Source organism: Microbacterium sp. 1262, from assembly GCF_040544895.1.
GTDB lineage: Bacteria > Actinomycetota > Actinomycetes > Actinomycetales > Microbacteriaceae > Microbacterium > Microbacterium plantarum.
The window spans coordinates 1,355,575-1,372,093 of record NZ_JBEPKU010000001.1 but is presented as its reverse complement, the minus strand read 5'-3'; the positions used below and the strand labels follow the sequence as shown (position 1 = coordinate 1,372,093).

The 16,519-nt window shown below is 70.5% G+C and carries 13 protein-coding genes and 4 tRNA genes; 10 read left to right on the top strand and 7 right to left on the bottom strand.

From position 1 onward, the window contains the following. The first annotated feature begins 63 nt into the window (after positions 1-63). Complete coding sequence (gene pepN / locus ABIC53_RS06550) at positions 64-2,565, top strand: aminopeptidase N (protein ID WP_354450805.1); 2,502 nt, start codon at positions 64-66, stop codon at positions 2,563-2,565. 61 nt (positions 2,566-2,626) lie between these two features. Here the strand turns inward: pepN and ABIC53_RS06545 are convergent, their stop codons facing one another. The 4 genes from ABIC53_RS06545 to ABIC53_RS06530 form a co-directional block, all read right to left on the bottom strand. Beyond that, entirely contained in the window at positions 2,627-4,771 is a 2,145-nt protein-coding gene (locus ABIC53_RS06545; protein ID WP_354450804.1) for a 3-hydroxyacyl-CoA dehydrogenase NAD-binding domain-containing protein, read from the bottom strand. 11 nt (positions 4,772-4,782) lie between these two features. Then, the gene (locus tag ABIC53_RS06540) at positions 4,783-6,000 is read right to left on the bottom strand and encodes a thiolase family protein (RefSeq protein ID WP_354450802.1); all 1,218 of its coding nucleotides are present in this window, start codon (positions 5,998-6,000) and stop codon (positions 4,783-4,785) included. A gap of 72 nt (positions 6,001-6,072) precedes the next feature. Next, the gene (locus ABIC53_RS06535) at positions 6,073-7,269 is read right to left on the bottom strand and encodes a ribonuclease D (protein ID WP_282502421.1); all 1,197 of its coding nucleotides are present in this window, start codon (positions 7,267-7,269) and stop codon (positions 6,073-6,075) included. Continuing rightward, entirely contained in the window at positions 7,262-7,852 is a 591-nt protein-coding gene (locus tag ABIC53_RS06530; protein WP_114587835.1) for a DUF3000 domain-containing protein, read from the bottom strand. Before ABIC53_RS06530 ends, ABIC53_RS06535 begins: the two co-directional genes overlap by 8 nt. A gap of 25 nt (positions 7,853-7,877) precedes the next feature. Between ABIC53_RS06530 and ABIC53_RS06525 the strand changes: the two genes are divergently transcribed. Further along, positions 7,878-9,098, top strand: coding sequence for an alpha/beta hydrolase family protein (locus ABIC53_RS06525; protein WP_274177697.1), 1,221 nt, complete (start codon positions 7,878-7,880; stop codon positions 9,096-9,098). Here ABIC53_RS06525 and ABIC53_RS06520 read toward each other — a convergent pair. Next, a complete protein-coding gene (locus tag ABIC53_RS06520) occupies positions 9,052-9,759 on the bottom strand; it encodes a dihydrofolate reductase family protein (RefSeq protein ID WP_282502422.1) in 708 nt (235 codons plus the stop codon). The two genes, ABIC53_RS06525 and ABIC53_RS06520, sit on opposite strands and share 47 nt — an antisense overlap. 33 nt (positions 9,760-9,792) lie before the next feature. On the opposite strand from ABIC53_RS06520, the gene zapE reads away from it, so the two are divergent. The 4 genes from zapE to ABIC53_RS06500 all read left to right on the top strand — a co-directional run bounded on the left by zapE (position 9,793) and on the right by ABIC53_RS06500 (position 13,874). After that, positions 9,793-10,821 (top strand): cell division protein ZapE, encoded by a 1,029-nt coding sequence (zapE, locus tag ABIC53_RS06515; RefSeq protein ID WP_274177699.1) that lies wholly within the window; start codon positions 9,793-9,795, stop codon positions 10,819-10,821. 165 nt (positions 10,822-10,986) lie between these two features. Further along, positions 10,987-12,255, top strand: coding sequence for an ammonium transporter (locus ABIC53_RS06510; RefSeq protein ID WP_112614198.1), 1,269 nt, complete (start codon positions 10,987-10,989; stop codon positions 12,253-12,255). Between the two features lie 184 nt (positions 12,256-12,439). Continuing rightward, positions 12,440-13,003 carry a type II toxin-antitoxin system PemK/MazF family toxin gene (locus tag ABIC53_RS06505; RefSeq protein WP_274177700.1) on the top strand — a complete coding sequence of 188 codons (564 nt, stop codon included), beginning with the start codon at positions 12,440-12,442 and terminating at the stop codon, positions 13,001-13,003. Between the two features lie 136 nt (positions 13,004-13,139). Next, positions 13,140-13,874: a VIT1/CCC1 transporter family protein gene (locus ABIC53_RS06500; RefSeq protein ID WP_274177701.1), complete on the top strand. Its 735-nt coding sequence runs from the start codon at positions 13,140-13,142 to the stop codon at positions 13,872-13,874. A gap of 156 nt (positions 13,875-14,030) precedes the next feature. Here ABIC53_RS06500 and ABIC53_RS06495 read toward each other — a convergent pair. Continuing rightward, positions 14,031-14,107: transfer RNA gene (locus ABIC53_RS06495), tRNA-Val, on the bottom strand. A gap of 151 nt (positions 14,108-14,258) precedes the next feature. Here ABIC53_RS06495 and ABIC53_RS06490 point away from each other — a divergent pair. The 4 genes from ABIC53_RS06490 (at position 14,259) to ABIC53_RS06475 (ending at position 15,160) form a co-directional block, all read left to right on the top strand. Next, a tRNA-Gly gene (locus ABIC53_RS06490) sits at positions 14,259-14,330 on the top strand. Positions 14,331-14,385: 55 nt separating this feature from the next. After that, positions 14,386-14,456, top strand: a tRNA-Cys gene (locus tag ABIC53_RS06485). Positions 14,457-14,483: 27 nt separating this feature from the next. Further along, positions 14,484-14,555 (top strand) — tRNA-Val (locus tag ABIC53_RS06480). 98 nt (positions 14,556-14,653) lie between these two features. After that, positions 14,654-15,160 (top strand): glycine cleavage system transcriptional repressor, encoded by a 507-nt coding sequence (locus ABIC53_RS06475; RefSeq protein ID WP_282502423.1) that lies wholly within the window; start codon positions 14,654-14,656, stop codon positions 15,158-15,160. Between the two features lie 41 nt (positions 15,161-15,201). Here ABIC53_RS06475 and ABIC53_RS06470 read toward each other — a convergent pair whose 3' ends face one another. After that, complete coding sequence (locus ABIC53_RS06470; protein WP_282502566.1) at positions 15,202-16,362, bottom strand: SLC13 family permease; 1,161 nt, start codon at positions 16,360-16,362, stop codon at positions 15,202-15,204. Positions 16,363-16,519: the final 157 nt, after the last annotated feature.

The window sequence follows — 16,519 nt, the reverse complement described above, 5'->3', positions numbered from 1 at the left end:
CAGATACTAGCGTGCAGGCAGCCCCGGCCACAGGCTTCCCCGCTCCCGTGGAAGCATGGAGGGATGACCGGCGACAACCTCACCCGTACCGACGCCCAGCATCGTGCAGCCGAGGTCCGGCTCCACACCATCGATGTCTCCCTCGACGTCCGTGACGCCCCGCGCGCCGAGGAGACCACGTTCAGCACCCGCGCGATCCTGTCGTTCGATGCGCGCGTCGGCGGTGAGACCTGGGTCGACTTCCTCGGTTCGAGCGTCGATGCGGTCATCGTGAACGGCGAGAGCCGGCCCGTGGAATGGGACGGCGCGCGCATCCGCATCCGCGACCTCGCGGAGCGCAACACCGTCTCGATCGCGGCGCGCGGCGTCTACAGCCGCTCGGGGGAGGGCCTCCACCGCTTCGTCGACCCGGTCGACGGCGCCGTCTACCTGTACACGCAGTACGAGCCCGCGGACGCGCGTCGCGTCTACCCGTGTTTCGAGCAGCCGGACCTGAAGGCACGCTGGCGGATGCGGGTCGCGGCGCCGGAGGGCTGGCGGGTGCTGTCCAACGGTGCGGAGACCGACCGCCGCGACCTCGACGGCGGTACCGAGGTCACCTTCGCTGAGACCCTCCCGATCTCCAGTTACATCACCGCCGTCGCAGCAGGCCCCTACCACCGCGTCGGCGCGGTCTGGGACGGACCCGAGGGACCTGTCGACCTGGGCGTCCTGTGCCGTGCCTCGCTGGCGCCGTACCTCGACGCCGAGGAGATCATCGACATCACCCGCCGTGGGCTCGCGTACTTCGGTGAGGCGTTCGGGCTCGGCTATCCGTGGGGCAAGTACGACCAGATCTTCGTGCCCGAGTACAACCTCGGCGCGATGGAGAACCCCGGTCTCGTCACGTTCACCGAGGCGTACGTCTTCCGCGGGGCCGCGACCGCCGCGCAGCGCGAGGCCCGCGCCAACACGATCCTCCACGAGATGGCGCACATGTGGTTCGGCGACCTCGTGACCATGCGGTGGTGGGACGACCTGTGGCTCAAGGAGTCCTTCGCGGACTTCATGGGCTCGCATGCGTCTGTCGCGACCGGGCTCTATCCGGATGCCTGGGTGAGCTTCGCGAGCCGGCGGAAGGGGTGGGCCTACGAGCAGGACCAGCTTCCGACCACGCATCCGATCGTGGCCGACATTCCCGACCTGCAGGCGGCCAAGCTCAACTTCGACGGGATCACGTACGCCAAGGGAGCGTCCGTGCTCAAGCAGCTCGTCGCGTACGTGGGGGAGGAGGCGTTCTTCGCCGGCGCGCGCAAGTACTTCGCCGACAACGCCTTCGGGAACACCACGCTCGGTGATCTGCTGGACGCCCTCGAGCACACCTCCGGGCGCGACCTGAGGGCGTGGAGTCGCGCCTGGCTCGAGACCACCGGGATGTCGGATCTGTCGGTCGAGCGCGATGGATCGGACGGCGTCACGATCGTCCAGACCGATCCCCGACCCCACCGCGTGACGATCGGACGGTACGCGGCGTCGGAGGGGGCGCTCCGCCGAGAGGGCGGGGTCGAGCTCGATCTCGTCGACGCCCGGACGCCGCTGCCCGGGGATGCCGCGGGCGTGATCATCCCGAACGACGACGACCGCACCTATGCCAAGGTGCGCCTCGACGGTGACACGACGGCAGCCCTCGAGCGCTCGCTCTCGACGGTCGGCGACCCGCTCGCTCGTTCGGTGGCGTGGGCCGCGCTCTGGAACGCGGTTCGCGACGGTCGCCTCGAAGTGGCGCGCTACCTCGAGATCGTCGGAGCACACGCCGCGGCCGAGACCCACATCGGCCTCCTCACCGACGCGGTCGCGCATGCCGACTACGCGATCGCCCATTACGCCGCTCCCGCACAGCGCGAGTCGCTCGCCGCGCGCTGGCTGGAGACCGTCTGGCGGTCGTTGCACGAAGCCCGCCCCGGGACGGACGCCCAGCTTGTCTGGGCGCGCGCCCTGGGCGCTGCCGCCGCGGTGGATGCGGGGCGTGCGGCGTCGTTGCGCCAGCTGCTCGCCGGCGAAGGGCAGCTCCCCGAGGGTCTCGTGCTCGATGCGGACCTGCGATGGAGCTGGCTGTTCGCGCTCGCCTCGACGGGCCAGGCCAGCGCCGCCGAGATCGACGCCGAGCTGGTCCGCGACGATACCTCGAAGGGCAGGCGAGCCCACCGCGCCGCCCGAGCGGCGCTGCCGGAGGCGCCGGTGCGCGAGGCCGCGTGGGTCGCGGCATGGACAGACGAGACCCTGTCGAACGACGAGCTCGACGCCACGATCGCGGGTGTCCGCGCCGGAGGGCGGCGCAATCTCATCGCGGCCCTCGACGGCGACTATTTCTCGCGCATCGGCCGAGTCTGGGAGACCCGGAGCATCGAGATCGCGCGCCGCCTCGTGCGCGGTCTGTTCCCGGCGACGGATGACCTGACGGCGGCGACGACGTGGCTGGACTCGAACCCCGGGGCGCCGGCCGCGTTGCGTCGCATCGTGATCGAGCAGCGCGATGTCCGCGAGCGCGACCTGCGCGTGCAGAGCGCGCAGGGCCGACCGGCGTGACGCGACGAGGACCCCGCGGCTTCATGCCACGGGGTCCTCGTCGGCGGTGCAGCGCTGGCTGTCAGCGGTTCGCGATCCCGCGGATGGGCGGGTGGTGGAACGTGTCGCCGAACGCCCGCTCCGATGCGCCCTCCCGATCGAGGTAGGGCGAAGCACCGCCGTCGACGAACGGCCAGCCGGCGCCCAGGATGAGACACAGGTCGATGTCCTGGACCTCGGGAACGACGCCCTCGTCGAGCATGAGCTTGATCTCCTGCGCCAGGCCGTCCTGAACGCGCTGGAGGATCGTGTCGGCCGCGACCGGCGACGAACCCGTCGCCTTCTTCGCGATCTTCTCCGCGGCCTTGGTGAAGCCGGTGACCCGTCCTCCCTTGTCCTTCTCGACGACCTCGGGCAGTTCCGCGAGCTGGTGGAAGTTCTCGTTCGCATAGAAGCGGTCGGGGAACGCCGAGGTCATCGTGTCCTGCACGTGTGCGGCGACCTTCCAGCCGACGAGGTCGATGAGCTGGAAGGGCCCCATCGGCAGCCCGAGCGGCGCGAAGGCCTTCTCGACATCGGCGACCGGCGTGCCCTCGTAGACGGCACGCGCCGCCTCGCCCATGACTTTCGCCAGCAGTCGGTTCACGACGAAGCCGGGCGCGTCGGCTGTCAGGACGGCGTTCTTGCCGAGGCCCTTCGCGACGACGAACGCGGTTGACAGGGCAGCATCCGTCGTCTGCGATGTCTTCACGACCTCGATCAGCGGCATGACCGCGACGGGGTTGAAGAAGTGGAAGCCGACGAGACGCTCGGGGTGGGCGAGCTTCGCGCCGATCTCCGCCACGGACAGCGACGAGGTGTTCGTCGCGAGGATCGCGTCGTCGGCGATGATCTTCTCGATCTCGCCGAAGACCTGCTGCTTGACCCCGACCTCCTCGAACACCGCCTCGATGACGAAGTCGCAGTCGGCGTACTCGCTCTTGTCGACCGTGCCGTGCACGAGCGAGCGGAGCTTGCCCGCCGTGTCGGAATCGATGCGGCCCTTCACCTCGAGCTTGCCGATCTCGTCGCGGATGTAGGCGAGCCCCTTGTCGACGCGCGCCTGATCGAGGTCCGTGATGAGCACGGGCACCTGGAGCTTGCGGACGAACAGCAGCGCGAACTGGCTGGCCATGAGGCCCGCGCCGATGACGCCGACCTTCGTCACCTTCTTCGCCAGCGCCTTGTCGGGAGCGCCGACCGGCCGCTTCGCGCGCTTCTGCACCAGGTCGAAGGCGTACATCGACGCGGCGAACTGGTCACCCGAGATCAGTTCGGCCAGAGCGTCGTCCTCGCGGGCGAAGCCTTCGTCGCGTGAGCCGCCGCGGGCCTTCTCGAGCAGCTCGAGGGCCAGGTAGGGAGCCTTCGGGACGGTGCCGATCTTCGACTCGAGCATGCCGCGGGCAACCTTGACGGCGATCGGCCACTTGGTCAGGCGCTCGAGCTTGCCGGGCTCGTTCTTGCGCGTGACCGAGACGGCGCCCGACAGCACGCGGTCGGCCCAGGCGAGCGAGTCCTCGAGGTAGCTCACCGCGGGGAAGATCGCGTCCATGATGCCCAGGTCGTACGCCTGCTGCGGCTTGAGCACGCGGTTCTGCTTGAGCGGATTGCTGATGACCACTTCGAGCGCGTTCTCGATCCCGATGAGGTTCGGCAGCAGGTAGGCGCCTCCCCAGCCCGGGATGAGCCCGAGGAAGACCTCGGGCAGCGCGATCGCCGCGGCGGAGGCGTCCACGGTGCGGTACGTGCTGTTGAGCGCGATCTCGAGACCGCCGCCGAGGGCGAGGCCGTTCACGAAAGCGAAGGAGGGGACGCCCAGCTGCGACAGACGCCCGAGCACCTGGTGCCCGCGCTGCGCGACGAGCTTCGCGATCTCCTTCGAGGGCAACCGTGAGACATCGGAGAGGTCGGCGCCCGCAGCGAGGATGTACTGCTTGCCGGTGATGCCGACGGCGTCGATCTCCCCGGCCGCCGCACGGGCGGCGAGCGTGTCGAGCACGCCGCCCAGCTCGGCGAGCGTCGCCGGACCGAGCGTGTTCGGCCGGGTGTGGTCTCGTCCGTTGTCGAGGGTGATGAGCGCCAGCGTGCGGCCCGAGGCGAGCCGGACATCGCGCACCAGCGAATGCGTGACGACCTCGTCACCGGTGAGGGCGTCGAGGGGGGAGAAGTCGATGTCGTCGTAGGTCATGTCGGCGCGCCTCACTTCTTCGCGGTCTTCTTCTTGCCGGTGTAGTGGGGGTTCTCCCAGATCACGGATCCGCCCTGGCCGAGGCCCACGCACATCGCGGTGAGGCCGTAGCGGACGTCGGGGCGCTCGGCGAACTGCGCGGCGAGCTGGATCATCAGACGCACACCGGATGCCGCCAGGGGGTGACCGACCGCGATCGCGCCGCCCCACGGGTTGACGCGCGGATCGTCGTCGTCGACGCCGAAGTGGTCGAGCAGCGAGAGCACCTGCACCGCGAACGCCTCGTTGAGCTCGAAGAGCCCGATGTCGTCGATCGTCAGGCCGGCCTTGGCGAGCGCCTTCTCGGTCGAGGGGATGGGGCCGATGCCCATCACCTCGGGCTGGACGCCGGCGAAGCCGAACGAGACCATCCGCATCTTCGGGGTGAGCCCGAGCTCCTTCACCGCGCGCGAGCCGGCGAGAAGGCTGATGGTCGCGCCATCGGTGAGGGGCGACGAAGTGCCCGCGGTGACGCGGCCGTGCGGCCGGAAGGGGGTCTTCAGCTGCGCGAGGCCCTCCATGGTGGTCTCGGGCCGGCGCCCCTCATCCTCGGTCGCGAGGCCCCACGCGCCGTCCGCGGACTTCACCGCGACGGGAACGAGGTCGGGCTGCAGCTTGCCGGCGTCGTACGCGGCCTGCGCCTTCTGCTGGCTGCGCATGCCGAACCGGTCGGCGCGCTCCTTCGTGAGGACCGGGAAGCGGTCGTGCAGGCGCTCGGCGGTGATGCCCATGTTCAGGGCATCTGCGCTGACGAGCTTCTCGGTGAGGAAGCGGGGATTGGGGTCGGTGTCTCCGCCGCCGAGCGGGTGGCGGCCCATGTGCTCGACGCCGCCCGCGAGGGCGAGGTCGTACATGCCGATGCCGATCGACCCGGCCATCGTGGTGACGCTGGTCATCGCGCCTGCGCACATGCGGTCGATGGCGAAGCCCGGCACGCTCTGCGGAAGGCCGGCGAGGATCGCCGCAGTGCGGCCGAGGGTCAGGCCCTGATCGCCCTGCTGCGTCGTCGCGGCGATCGCCACGTCATCGATCCGGTCGAGCGGCACATCGGGGTTGCGTTCGATCACGCCCCGGATCGCTTTGACGACGAGGTCGTCCGCTCGGGTGTTCCAGTACATGCCCTTCTCGCCGGCGCGCCCGAACGGGGTACGCATGCCGTCGATGAAGTAGACGTCCGAGATCTCGGCCACTTTGCCTCCAGAAGATGGGATCGACTCCAGCCTAGAGAGCCGGGGAGGCCGGGAAAATCGGTTGGATCGAACCTACGAACCGCTCGAGGAGGGCGCGGCATCCCCGTTCACGGAATCCACAAAGGCTTGCGCGATCACCTGTGCGGTCTGCTCAATCTGCCACGGACGTGCGCCGAGCTCGGCGAGTGCTGCGCCGACCGTCTCGGCGGAGATCTCGGCCGGCGGCGCCCACGCCACGCGGCGCAGGAGCTCGGGCGTGAGCAGGTTCTCCGTCGGCATCGACAGCTCCTCGGCACGTTGCTCGACGAGTGGCTTCGCCGCCTTCAGGCGGGCGTCGGCGGGAGGGTTCCGGTCGACCCAGGCCCGCACCGGCGGAAGTCCGTCGCCGGGCAGCCGGTCCGGCGGCAGCGACTGCTCGGCCCGGCCCGCCTCGAAGGCCGCCCACCAGCGGTCGAGCTGCGAGCGGCTCGCGCGGCCGGTGAAGTCCTTGACCTTCGCCAGGTCCTGCTTCGTCTTCGGGTCGGCGGCGAGCGCCGCGACGAGCGCACGGTCGGGGACGAGCCGGCCGGGAGCGATGTCCTGCTCGCGGGCGTACTCCTCGCGCGCGGTCCACAGCGCACGAGCGACGGCGAGGGCACGCCGGCCGCGAATGGTGTGCAGGCCGCTGAGTCGGCGCCACGGATCCTCGCGGGGCGGCTTGACCGGCCGGTCGAGCACGGCTTGGAACTCCTGGGCCGCGAACTCCACCTTGCCCTGGGCCTCGAGCTCGCGGGCGAGCACGTCGCGGACGTCGATCAGGTGCTCGACGTCGAGAGCGGCGTACTCGAGCCACGATTGCGGCAGCGGGCGCGTCGACCAGTCGGCGGCCGAGTGCGCTTTCGCGAGGACGATGCCCAGCGTGTCCTCGACCACGGCGCCGAGCCCGACGCGGGCGTGGCCCAGCAGCCGTGCGGCCAGCTCGGTGTCGAAGATCGATGTCGGGTCGAGGCCGGCCTCGCGCAGCGAAGGCAGGTCTTGGCTCGCGGCATGCAGCACCCACTCGATCTCGCCGATCGCTGCCTGGAGGGGCGCGAAGGTCGAGATCGCCGGCGGGTCGAACAGGTGCACGCCCGCGCCGCGGCGGAACACCTGGATGAGATAGGCGCGTTGCGAGTATCGGAAGCCCGACGCCCGTTCGACGTCGACGGCGACGGGGCCGTCACCGGCCGCGAGCAGTTCCGCGGCGCGTTCGAGTCCGGCGTCATCGGCGATGACGGTGTATTCAGCCACGGTTCCCCCGGCGTGCTCCGAAAACGGCGACGCCCTCCGACCCCGGAGGAAGGCCGGCCAGCATGCAGGTCAGTTCCGCCCAGGCGTCGATGTGGGCGGTGATGTCTCCGACGGGGGTCCACGAGGCGCGCAGCTCGATCTGCGCACCGTCGCCCTCCTCGGCAAGGCTCCCGAAGCCGCGCGAGAGTGTCTTCGTCGCGGTCCCCGAAACCGAGTGGAACGAGGCGTCGCGGTGATCGAGAGCGTCGATCAGCCATGACCAGGCGACCTCGGCGAGAAGCGGATCGACTCCGATCTCGGGTTCGAGCGGCGCCTGAGCGAAAGCGACGATGCGCCACGGACCGCCCCAGGCGTCGGGCTCGTCGTCGTCGTGGAGGATGACGATGCGCCCGGTGCCGTAGGGGGAGTCGACGGCGTGATCCTCGGGCCGCACATCGCCCGCGAGTGCGAGGGCCTCCGGCGCGAGCCCGGTCGGTGCGGGGATCTCGCGCACCACGAGGTCGTCGCGGAACGTCATCGCCAGCACCGCATCGCGAGCGACGACGAATGCCGTCGCGTCGGCGGGAGGACGGGAATCGGCCACGTCGACAGACTAGAGTGAGGCCTCGATGATGGGTTCCAGGCGCGCCGGGGCTGCGGGCGCATCTCCCGCAGCAGCCACCGCCGCGAAGACGACGATCGCGGCGCTCGCCGGAGCCCTCGGTATCTCGCTCGCGGCGCTCGGCACCGTGTCGATGCGCGTAGCTCGCAGAGTCGTGACGCCCGCGGGGCGGGTGCCCGATACGGAACTGCTCGCCGTCGACGTTGCCGCGCAGACGCTCACCCTCTCGCGCACCCCAGACACCGAGCTCCCCGGTCGATACGGGCTGTTCACGACGGGCACCGCGTCGTACGTCAAGGTCGGTGCCGTGCTGGCTCTGGACGAGAGTTCGGTCAAGCGCAAGCTGCTCACGCAGATCGGAACCGACGACCGGCTGTCGGCTGCTGCCGCGTTCAGCGGCTGGTACTACTCCGATCCTGCGGAGCTGCACCTGCCGTACCACTCCGAGCTCGTCGGGTCCCCGCTCGGACCCTGCCCGGCATGGTTCTTCCCGGCCACGGACGAAACCGGAGCGCCGAGCGACACCTGGGTCATTCAGATCCACGGACGTGGCACGACGCGGACCGAGACGCTCCGCGCGGTGCCGGTGTTCCACGCCGCCGGTGTCTCATCCCTGCTGGTGTCGTATCGCAACGACGGCGAGGCGCCGCGCAGTCGCTCGGGCACGTACATGCTCGGCGCGACCGAATGGCGCGACGTGGATGCCGCGATCGGAGCGGCCCGCCGCCGCGGCGCGCGCCGGATCTTCCTCATGGGCTGGTCGATGGGCGGCGCGATCGCCCTCCAGGTGGCACTCAACTCGGCCCATCGCGACATCATCGCCGGAGTCGTGCTCGAATCGCCGGCGATCGACTGGCGCATCGTGCTCGACTACCAGGCGCACCTGCTGCGCATCCCGGGGCCGGTCGCGAGCACGGCCGTGCGGGCACTGGACAGTGAGTGGGGCTCGCGGGTCGTCGGGCTGAACACGCCGATACCGTTCGACCGGCTCGACGTGGTCGCGCGTGCGGCCGAGCTGCGGCATCCGATCCTCATCCTGCACAGCGACGACGACGGCTTCGTCCCCGCGGACGCGTCGTATCAGCTGGCGGAGGCGCGTCCCGACCTCGTCGAGCTCGAGGTGTTCCGGACCGCCCGGCACACGAAGCTGTGGAACTACGACCCCGAACGGTGGACTTCGGTCATCCGCGAGTGGCTCGAGCGCCGACGCTCAGCCGTAGATAGCTGAAGCCCGCGGCATCCATCAGGGCGCCCGCGACGGCGGTCGGCGGGTCGTCGGCGACCGGCAGGACCGCATGCCGGACGGGGCCGATCCGTGGCGCGACCGTGAGACAGATCTCGTCGACCACGCCCGCGGCGACGAACTGCGCTGCGAGGGTCGGTCCTCCCTCGCAGACGACGCGCTCCCAGCCGCGGGCCGATAGGGCGGCCAGCACGTCGTCTGGGGACAGATCGGGACCGCGGCCAGCGGTGACGACGGTGACCCCGGCCGGCGCCTCGGGGTGGATGCCGTCGGGGACGACGAGGACGACGCGCCCGGCCTCGGCCTCGGCCAGGCGGTGGCCGTCGAGACGCCCCGACCGCGAGACGATCGCGAGGGCAGCGGTGCGCGGGACGACGTAGCCCTCGGCCCGGACGCTCTCCGCGCCCACGACGACGACGTCGGCATCCCGGCGGATGATGCCGAGGATGCTGCGGTCGGTCGGGCTCGTGATGGTGTCGCTCGTCCCGTCACCGCCGGAAGCCGACCCGGTGAGGGTGGTCACCATGTTCAGGCGGACGTACGCGCCCGGCGCTCGCCGGTAGCGCCGCTCGAGCCACGCCCGTCCGTCATCCGTCGCGGAATCGGCGCTTTCGCCGGTTTCCGGAAGCATCTCGGTCACACGCACGGCGTCATCCTTTCACGCGGTTAGGGTTGATCCGTGACGAGCACATCCGCCGGAATCCTGCGTCTCAGCGACCGCCGTCCCGAGGTGAGCGGCACCGAGATGCTCGCCGCCCTGGTGCCGCCGCCGCAGTTCGACGCGGCGACGTTCGATTCGTACCGGGCCGACCCGCAGTACCCGTCGCAGCAAGAGGCGAAGGACCTCCTCGAGGCGTTCGCCGGGGGCAGCGCCCCCGCGGCGCGCGGGGGACTGTTCCGCCGTGCGAAGAAGGTGCCCGAGACGAAGCCCGGCGTCTATCTCGACGGCGGCTTCGGCGTCGGCAAGACCCACCTGCTCGCCGCGATCTATCACGCGATGCCGGCACGCCGGAAGTACTTCGGGTCGTTCATCGAGTACACCGCGCTCGTGGGGGCCGTCGGCTACCAGAACACCGTGCAGCTCCTCCGCGGGGCCGATCTGCTCTGCATCGACGAGTTCGAGCTCGACGACCCGGGCGACACGATGGTGATGACGCGGCTCCTCGGCGAGCTCGTCGCGTCGGGCACGCGTCTCGCGGCGACCTCGAACACGCCGCCGAACGCGCTGGGCGAGGGGCGATTCGCCGCTCAGGACTTCCTGCGCGAGATCCACGCGATGTCGGCGAGCTTCCAGACGATCCGGATCGACGGCACCGACTACCGGCAGCGTGCCGTCGACGGGCACGCCGTCGCACTCGCGCCCGATGAATACGAGGCGACGATCGCGGAGGCCGCGGCATCCGGACTCGTCTCGGACGACGCGTTCGCCGACGTCATCGCGCACCTCGCGACCGTCCACCCCTCGCGCTACATCCGTCTCGTCGATGACATCGCCACGATCGGCCTGCGTGACGTGACGCAGTTGACGGACCAGTCGGCCGCCCTGCGCTTCGTCGCGTTCGTCGACCGCGCCTACGACGCGCAGATCCCGATCCGCGCGACGGGGCGTCCGCTCGACGAGGTGTTCGGCGACGAGATGCTCGGCGGGGGATACCGCAAGAAGTACCTGCGCGCCATCTCGCGCCTCGTGGCTCTCACCCACTCCTGAGCGCCTGTGCAGGAGTCGTGCGGCGCGAGGAAACCTGATGTTTACCGGGGGAGCGGCAGCGTAACCGTTCGGAAACACGACTGCGCCGTCGGGGGAAACTGAGCGCCTCGACACTGAGGGGACCCGACGCTACACCTGCGTCCCTGCAGAGAGGTTCCCTTCGAGATGGATCAAGGCAACACCGCATTCATACTCATCGCGGCCGCATTCGTCCTGCTGATGACGCCAGGACTCGCGTTCTTCTACGGCGGTCTCGTCAAGGCCAAGAGCGTCATCAGCATGATGATGATGAGCTTCGGCGCCCTCGGGCTCATCGGCGTCCTCTGGGTGCTCTTCGGCTACGCCATCGCCTTCCCCGGCGCTGAGGGAACCGTCGCCCCCTGGTCGATCGACTGGAGCGCGATCGGTCTGAGCAGCCTGCTCGAGACGCCCGCCGACGCCGACTTCCCGCCGATGGCCTTCGTGTGCTTCCAGGCGACCTTCGCGATCCTCACCGTCGCGCTCGTCTCGGGCGCCATCGCCGACCGCGCCAAATTCGGTGCGTGGATGCTGTTCGCCGGCGTCTGGGCGACGATCGTCTACTTCCCCGTCGCGAGCTGGGTCTTCAACTTCGGCCTCGCTGATGACGGCTCCTTCGAATACGGCGGCTGGATCACCAAGGGCCTGCAGGATGTCTTCGGCGTCGGGGCGATCGACTTCGCCGGTGGTACCGCGGTGCACATCAACGCCGGTGCTGCGGCTCTCGCCCTCGCCCTGGTCCTCGGCAAGCGCGTCGGCTTCCAGAAGGGCGTCCACGTTCCCCACAACCCGCCGTTCGTGCTCCTCGGCGCCGGTCTGCTGTGGTTCGGCTGGTTCGGCTTCAACGCGGGCTCCGAGCTCGCTGCCGACGGCACCGCCGCGCTCGCCTTCATCAACACGATCGCCGCTCCCGCCGCGGCTCTCCTGGCCTGGCTGCTCGTCGAGAAGATCAAGGACGGCAAGCCCACCTCCGTCGGCGCCGCGTCGGGCGCTGTCGCGGGCCTCGTCGCCATCACCCCGGCGTGCGCCTCGGTGGACCCCATCTGGGCGATCGTGCTCGGCCTCATCGCCGGTGCCGCCTGCGCGCTGGCGATCGAGCTGAAGTACAAGCTCGGCTTCGACGACTCGCTCGACGTCGTGGGCATCCACCTCGTCGGCGGCCTCATCGGAACGCTCTACCTCGGCTTCTTCGCCAACGGCACGGGCCTGTTCATGGGCGGCGACGCCAGCCAGCTGATCGTCCAGGCGATCGCGGCCCTCGCTGTCCTCGTCTACTCCTTCGTGCTGGCCTTCATCATCGGCTTCGCGATCGAGAAGACCATCGGCTTCCGCGTGAAGAACGAGGACGAGATCGCCGGCATCGACACGGTCATGCACGGCGAGGTCGGCTACACCCTCTCGGACGCGAAGGTCTGATCAGACCCCGGCTCTGACCCGGGCGGGGCATCGCGGAGTGATCCGCGGTGTCCCGCCCTCTTTCTCGTTGGCGCTCGGTTGGCAGGCGGCGCCGCTTCGCGAGAGGTGAAGCGGCGCGAGCTGCCAGGCGAAGCGGAGGGGGAGACGGGCGCGCGCGCCTCGCGAGCTGGGTAGGTTTGGGCGCATGGGTGTGCTTTCGCGTGTGTGGGACCTGCTGCGACCGCGTCGGACGGCGGATGGCTCGGGTCGGCCGGCCGCTGCGCGTCCGCGGCCGGGGGCGGTCACGCCGGCTCGCCCGAACATGCCGTCCGCGTCGGGCGGAGGGGGCGCGGGCGCGGCATCCGTCGTCGAGGTGGCGCTGCCCGATGCGCGCAGCCTGCGTCTGGCTTACGAGCCGACGCCCGACGGGCAACCCGATCCCGGCGAGATCGTCTGGGCGTGGGTTCCGTATGCGGAGGATGCCGCGCGCGGCAAGGATCGCCCGCTGCTCGTCCTCGCACGCGCCGACAGTGGCCGCAGCTGGGCCATGAAGCTCACGAGCAAGCCGCACGACGGCGAGCGCGACCACATCCCGCTCGGGACGGGGGACTGGGACCGCGAGCGGCGACCATCGTGGCTCGACGTCGACCAGATCTACCTCGTGCCCACGAGCGGCATCCGCCGCACGGCCGGCGCCCTCGACCGCGCGACCTACGGTCGGGTCGCGCAAGCCCTCTCGCAGCGCTACGGCTGGCGCGCCGCGCGCTGACCCGCGCCGGCTCGGCGCCTCGAAAGCGCACCCTCTCGGCGAGGACGTGCCGGGGAGCGTGCGCTCTCGCGGAGACGGTGCGTCCTCGGCGCATGGGGGCCTGCCGTGATCGCCGCACGGGTGGTTTCATGGCGTCATGAGCGAATCGTTCTCGGCGGCCCCGGGGGCGCACCCGGGGGAGCCGCACGCGTCGTCCATGTCGGGGCGGCTGAACTGGTTGCGCGCGGGCGTCCTGGGCGCGAATGACGGCATCGTGTCGACCGCGGCCCTGGTCGTCGGTGTCGCGGGGGCGACGACGGGTGCCGCACCGATCTTCGCCGCCGGCGTCGCGGGCCTCGTGGGCGGCGCGATCTCCATGGCGCTCGGCGAGTACGTCTCGGTCAGCAGTCAGAGCGACAGTCAGCGGGCGATGATCACCAAGGAGCGCCGCGAGCTCGCCGAGGACCCCGAGGCGGAGCTCATAGAGCTGGCGGGGCTCTACGAGCAGCGCGGGCTCTCGCCCGAGACCGCGCGACGGGTGGCGGAGGAACTGACCGAGCACGATGTGGTCGCCGCGCACCTCGAGGCCGAGCTGGGGCTGACCGAGGACGAGGTCGTCAGTCCGTGGTCGGCGGCCGGAGCGAGTGCGCTCGCCTTCACCATCGGCGCGCTGCTGCCGCTCCTCGCGATCCTCCTGCCGCCCGCCGGCATCCGGGTTCCCGTCACTTTCGTCGCGGTCCTCATCGCTCTCGCTCTCACCGGCTACCTGAGCGCGCGTCTCGGCGACAGTCCGCCGCTTCGCCCCGTCATCCGGGTCGTCGTCGGAGGGGCACTCGCGCTGATCGCGACCTTCACGGTGGGCTCGCTCCTCGGCGTCTCCGGCGCCGTCTGACCCGGCTCCCGCGGGCGATGTCGAGCGCGGAGAGAACGCACCGCTGACGCGAGGACGCATGGTGTTCGGTGCGTGCTCGCGGCCTTGGTGCGTCCTCGCCGCCCGCAGAGTGCACGCCCAACGAAAAACGCCCCGGCTGTGAGAGCCGGGGCGGGGTGGTGGGCGATGCGGGACTCGAACCCACGACCTCTTCCGTGTGAAGGAAGCGCGCTAACCAACTGCGCCAATCGCCCATCTGGCCCGTGAGGGCCGAGACACGAGCATACCGGATGCCGCGACGGTTCCCGAACGCGGCGGCGAGACACGCGCGGGGCGACGCCGGTTTTGCACTCGTGCGATCGTCGGCTAATGTTTAACAAGTGCCGGAGCGATCCGGAACGAAATGCGGATGTAGCGCAGTGGTAGCGCATCACCTTGCCAAGGTGAGGGTCGCGAGTTCGAATCTCGTCATCCGCTCGAGTGCGAGGATCTCCCGTCAGGGAGATCCGGCACGTGGGTCAGAACCACACACGGTGGCGTGGCCGAGCGGCTAGGCACCGGCCTGCAAAGCCGTTTACACGGGTTCGAATCCCGTCGCCACCTCGCCTCATAACTGAACAGCCTGTATAGGCGCGATTGGCGCAGCGGTAGCGCGCTTCCCTGACACGGAAGAGGTCACTGGTTCGATCCCAGTATCGCGCACCGAGAAACCCCCGGTTCTGCCGGGGGTTTTGTCGTTCGCGGGTCGGTGACCTGGGTCTCCGCTGCGCCGGAGTTCTCCGCCGGTTAGGCTCGGCGCCATGACTCAGCTCGTGCTCACCGTCGTCGGAGACGACCGGGTCGGACTTGTCCGCACGCTCGCCGACACCGTCGCCGCGCACGGCGGCAACTGGGAGCGCAGCGAACTCGCGGAGCTCGCCGGCGCCTTCGCGGGGATCGTGCTGGTGGAGGTGCCCGCCGATCGCGAGGCCGGCCTCGTCGAGGCGCTCGAGCGTCTGGACGGCTTGCTGCGCATCACGACACACCAGCCGTTGACGCCAGTCGTCGCGAGCGGGCAAGTGCTGCGTTTCACGGTGCTCGGCAACGATCGTCCCGGAATCGTGCGCGAGGTGAGCGACGCGATCGGCGCCCACGCGCTGAGCATCGACGCGCTGACCAGCCGCACCCTCGACGCTCCGATGGCGGGCGGCACGCTGTTCGAGGCGACTCTCGTGGTCCGCCTGCCCGCGGAGTTCGACGCCGCCGACATCGTGGCGGACCTCGAGCGTCTCGCGGGTGAGATCCAGGTCGACCTCACCCTGACGTGAGCCTCGACGCCTCTAGTGGCTACGGCCGGGCGAGGTGAGGCTCAGCGCAGCGCGAGCGGCAGGACCGACAAGCCGACGACGAGCGGTGCCGCAACGAGGCCCCAGAGGATGAAGCGCCGCCAGGGGACGTCGACACCCACCGCGTGCAGCCGCTCGTGCCAGAGCAGCGTCGCGAGCGACGCCCACGGGGTGATGAGCGGTCCCGCATTGACACCGACGAGCAGCGCGCCGAGACGCTCCGGGGTTCCCGCCGCCGACTCGAGCAGCAGGTACGCGGGCAGGTTGTCGACGGTGTTCGCCGCGACGAGGGCGGTGCCCGCCATGCGCCACAGCTCGAACGGCCCGCCGGCCTCTCCGGCGACCAGCGACACCACCGTTGCGGAGCCGAGGGACTCGAGCGCCGCCATGGCGGTGAACAGTCCCGCCGCGAACACGAGCAGCTGCCACGGGACGAGGCGCGCGGAGAGCCCGCGGGGCGATCGCCATGCGAAGAGTCCGATGAGCAGAATCGCGGCGACCGTCGCCGGGATCCACGGCTCCAGCCCGCTGACGAGGGCCGGCATGAGTGCGAGGACGACGACGGATGCCACGACCAGCTGCATCCGGTCGGTGACGCGCGGCACAGGCGCGGGCTCGAAGCGCCCGACGAGCGAGCGCCGGTGGACGGCGAACAGCAGCGCGACCGTCACGAGGATCGCGACGGCTGCAGACGGCCCCATCAGCGCGAGGAACGCCAGGGGGCCGCCCTCGGGCAGCCGGCTGAGGGCCAGCAGGTTGGTCAGGTTCGACACGGGGAGCACGAGCGAAGCGGTGTTCGCGAGCCACACCGTTGTGAAGGCGAAGGGCAGCGGCGGCAGTCCGTTGGCGCGTGCGACGGCGACGACGACCGGGGTGAGCAGCACCGCGGTCGTGTCGAGCGAGAGGAAGGCCGTGGCGAGGACGGCGAGCGCCACGACGAGGAGCCAGAGCACAATGGTCCGGCCCCGGGAGGCGCGGGCGAGCCGGCCGGCCGCGACGTCGAACACGCCGGCCTTCGCCGCCAGCTCCGCCACGATCGTGACGGCGACCACGAAAGCGAGGATCGGGGCGACACGCTCGGCGATCCCGACGAGATCGTCCGGGGGCAGCACGCCGGAGACCACCGCGCCCGCCGCCACGAGCAGCAGTGCGGCTCCGGCGATGGCGAGCTTCACGGCATCCATCATGGGCCCTCGGGGCCCGCTCTGAAGTCGACGACGCTCACGAGTAGGATCGACGCATGGAACGACGCCGGATCGGAGCCCGTGTGCTCACCCGCTTCGTCGCCGCCGGCCGAACGCTCTCGGCCTGAGCGGGCGGGACGCGGCGAGCGTCCGAAGC

Coding starts and splice junctions, on each gene's coding strand:
- pepN (WP_354450805.1), top strand. CDS start 64: ATGACCGGCGACAACCTCACCCGTACCGACGCCCAGCATCGTGCAGCC.
- ABIC53_RS06545 (WP_354450804.1), bottom strand. CDS start 4,771: ATGACCTACGACGACATCGACTTCTCCCCCCTCGACGCCCTCACCGGT.
- ABIC53_RS06525 (WP_274177697.1), top strand. CDS start 7,878: ATGATGGGTTCCAGGCGCGCCGGGGCTGCGGGCGCATCTCCCGCAGCA.
- ABIC53_RS06510 (WP_112614198.1), top strand. CDS start 10,987: ATGGATCAAGGCAACACCGCATTCATACTCATCGCGGCCGCATTCGTC.
- ABIC53_RS06505 (WP_274177700.1), top strand. CDS start 12,440: ATGGGTGTGCTTTCGCGTGTGTGGGACCTGCTGCGACCGCGTCGGACG.
- ABIC53_RS06500 (WP_274177701.1), top strand. CDS start 13,140: ATGAGCGAATCGTTCTCGGCGGCCCCGGGGGCGCACCCGGGGGAGCCG.
- ABIC53_RS06475 (WP_282502423.1), top strand. CDS start 14,654: ATGACTCAGCTCGTGCTCACCGTCGTCGGAGACGACCGGGTCGGACTT.
- ABIC53_RS06470 (WP_282502566.1), bottom strand. CDS start 16,362: ATGGATGCCGTGAAGCTCGCCATCGCCGGAGCCGCACTGCTGCTCGTG.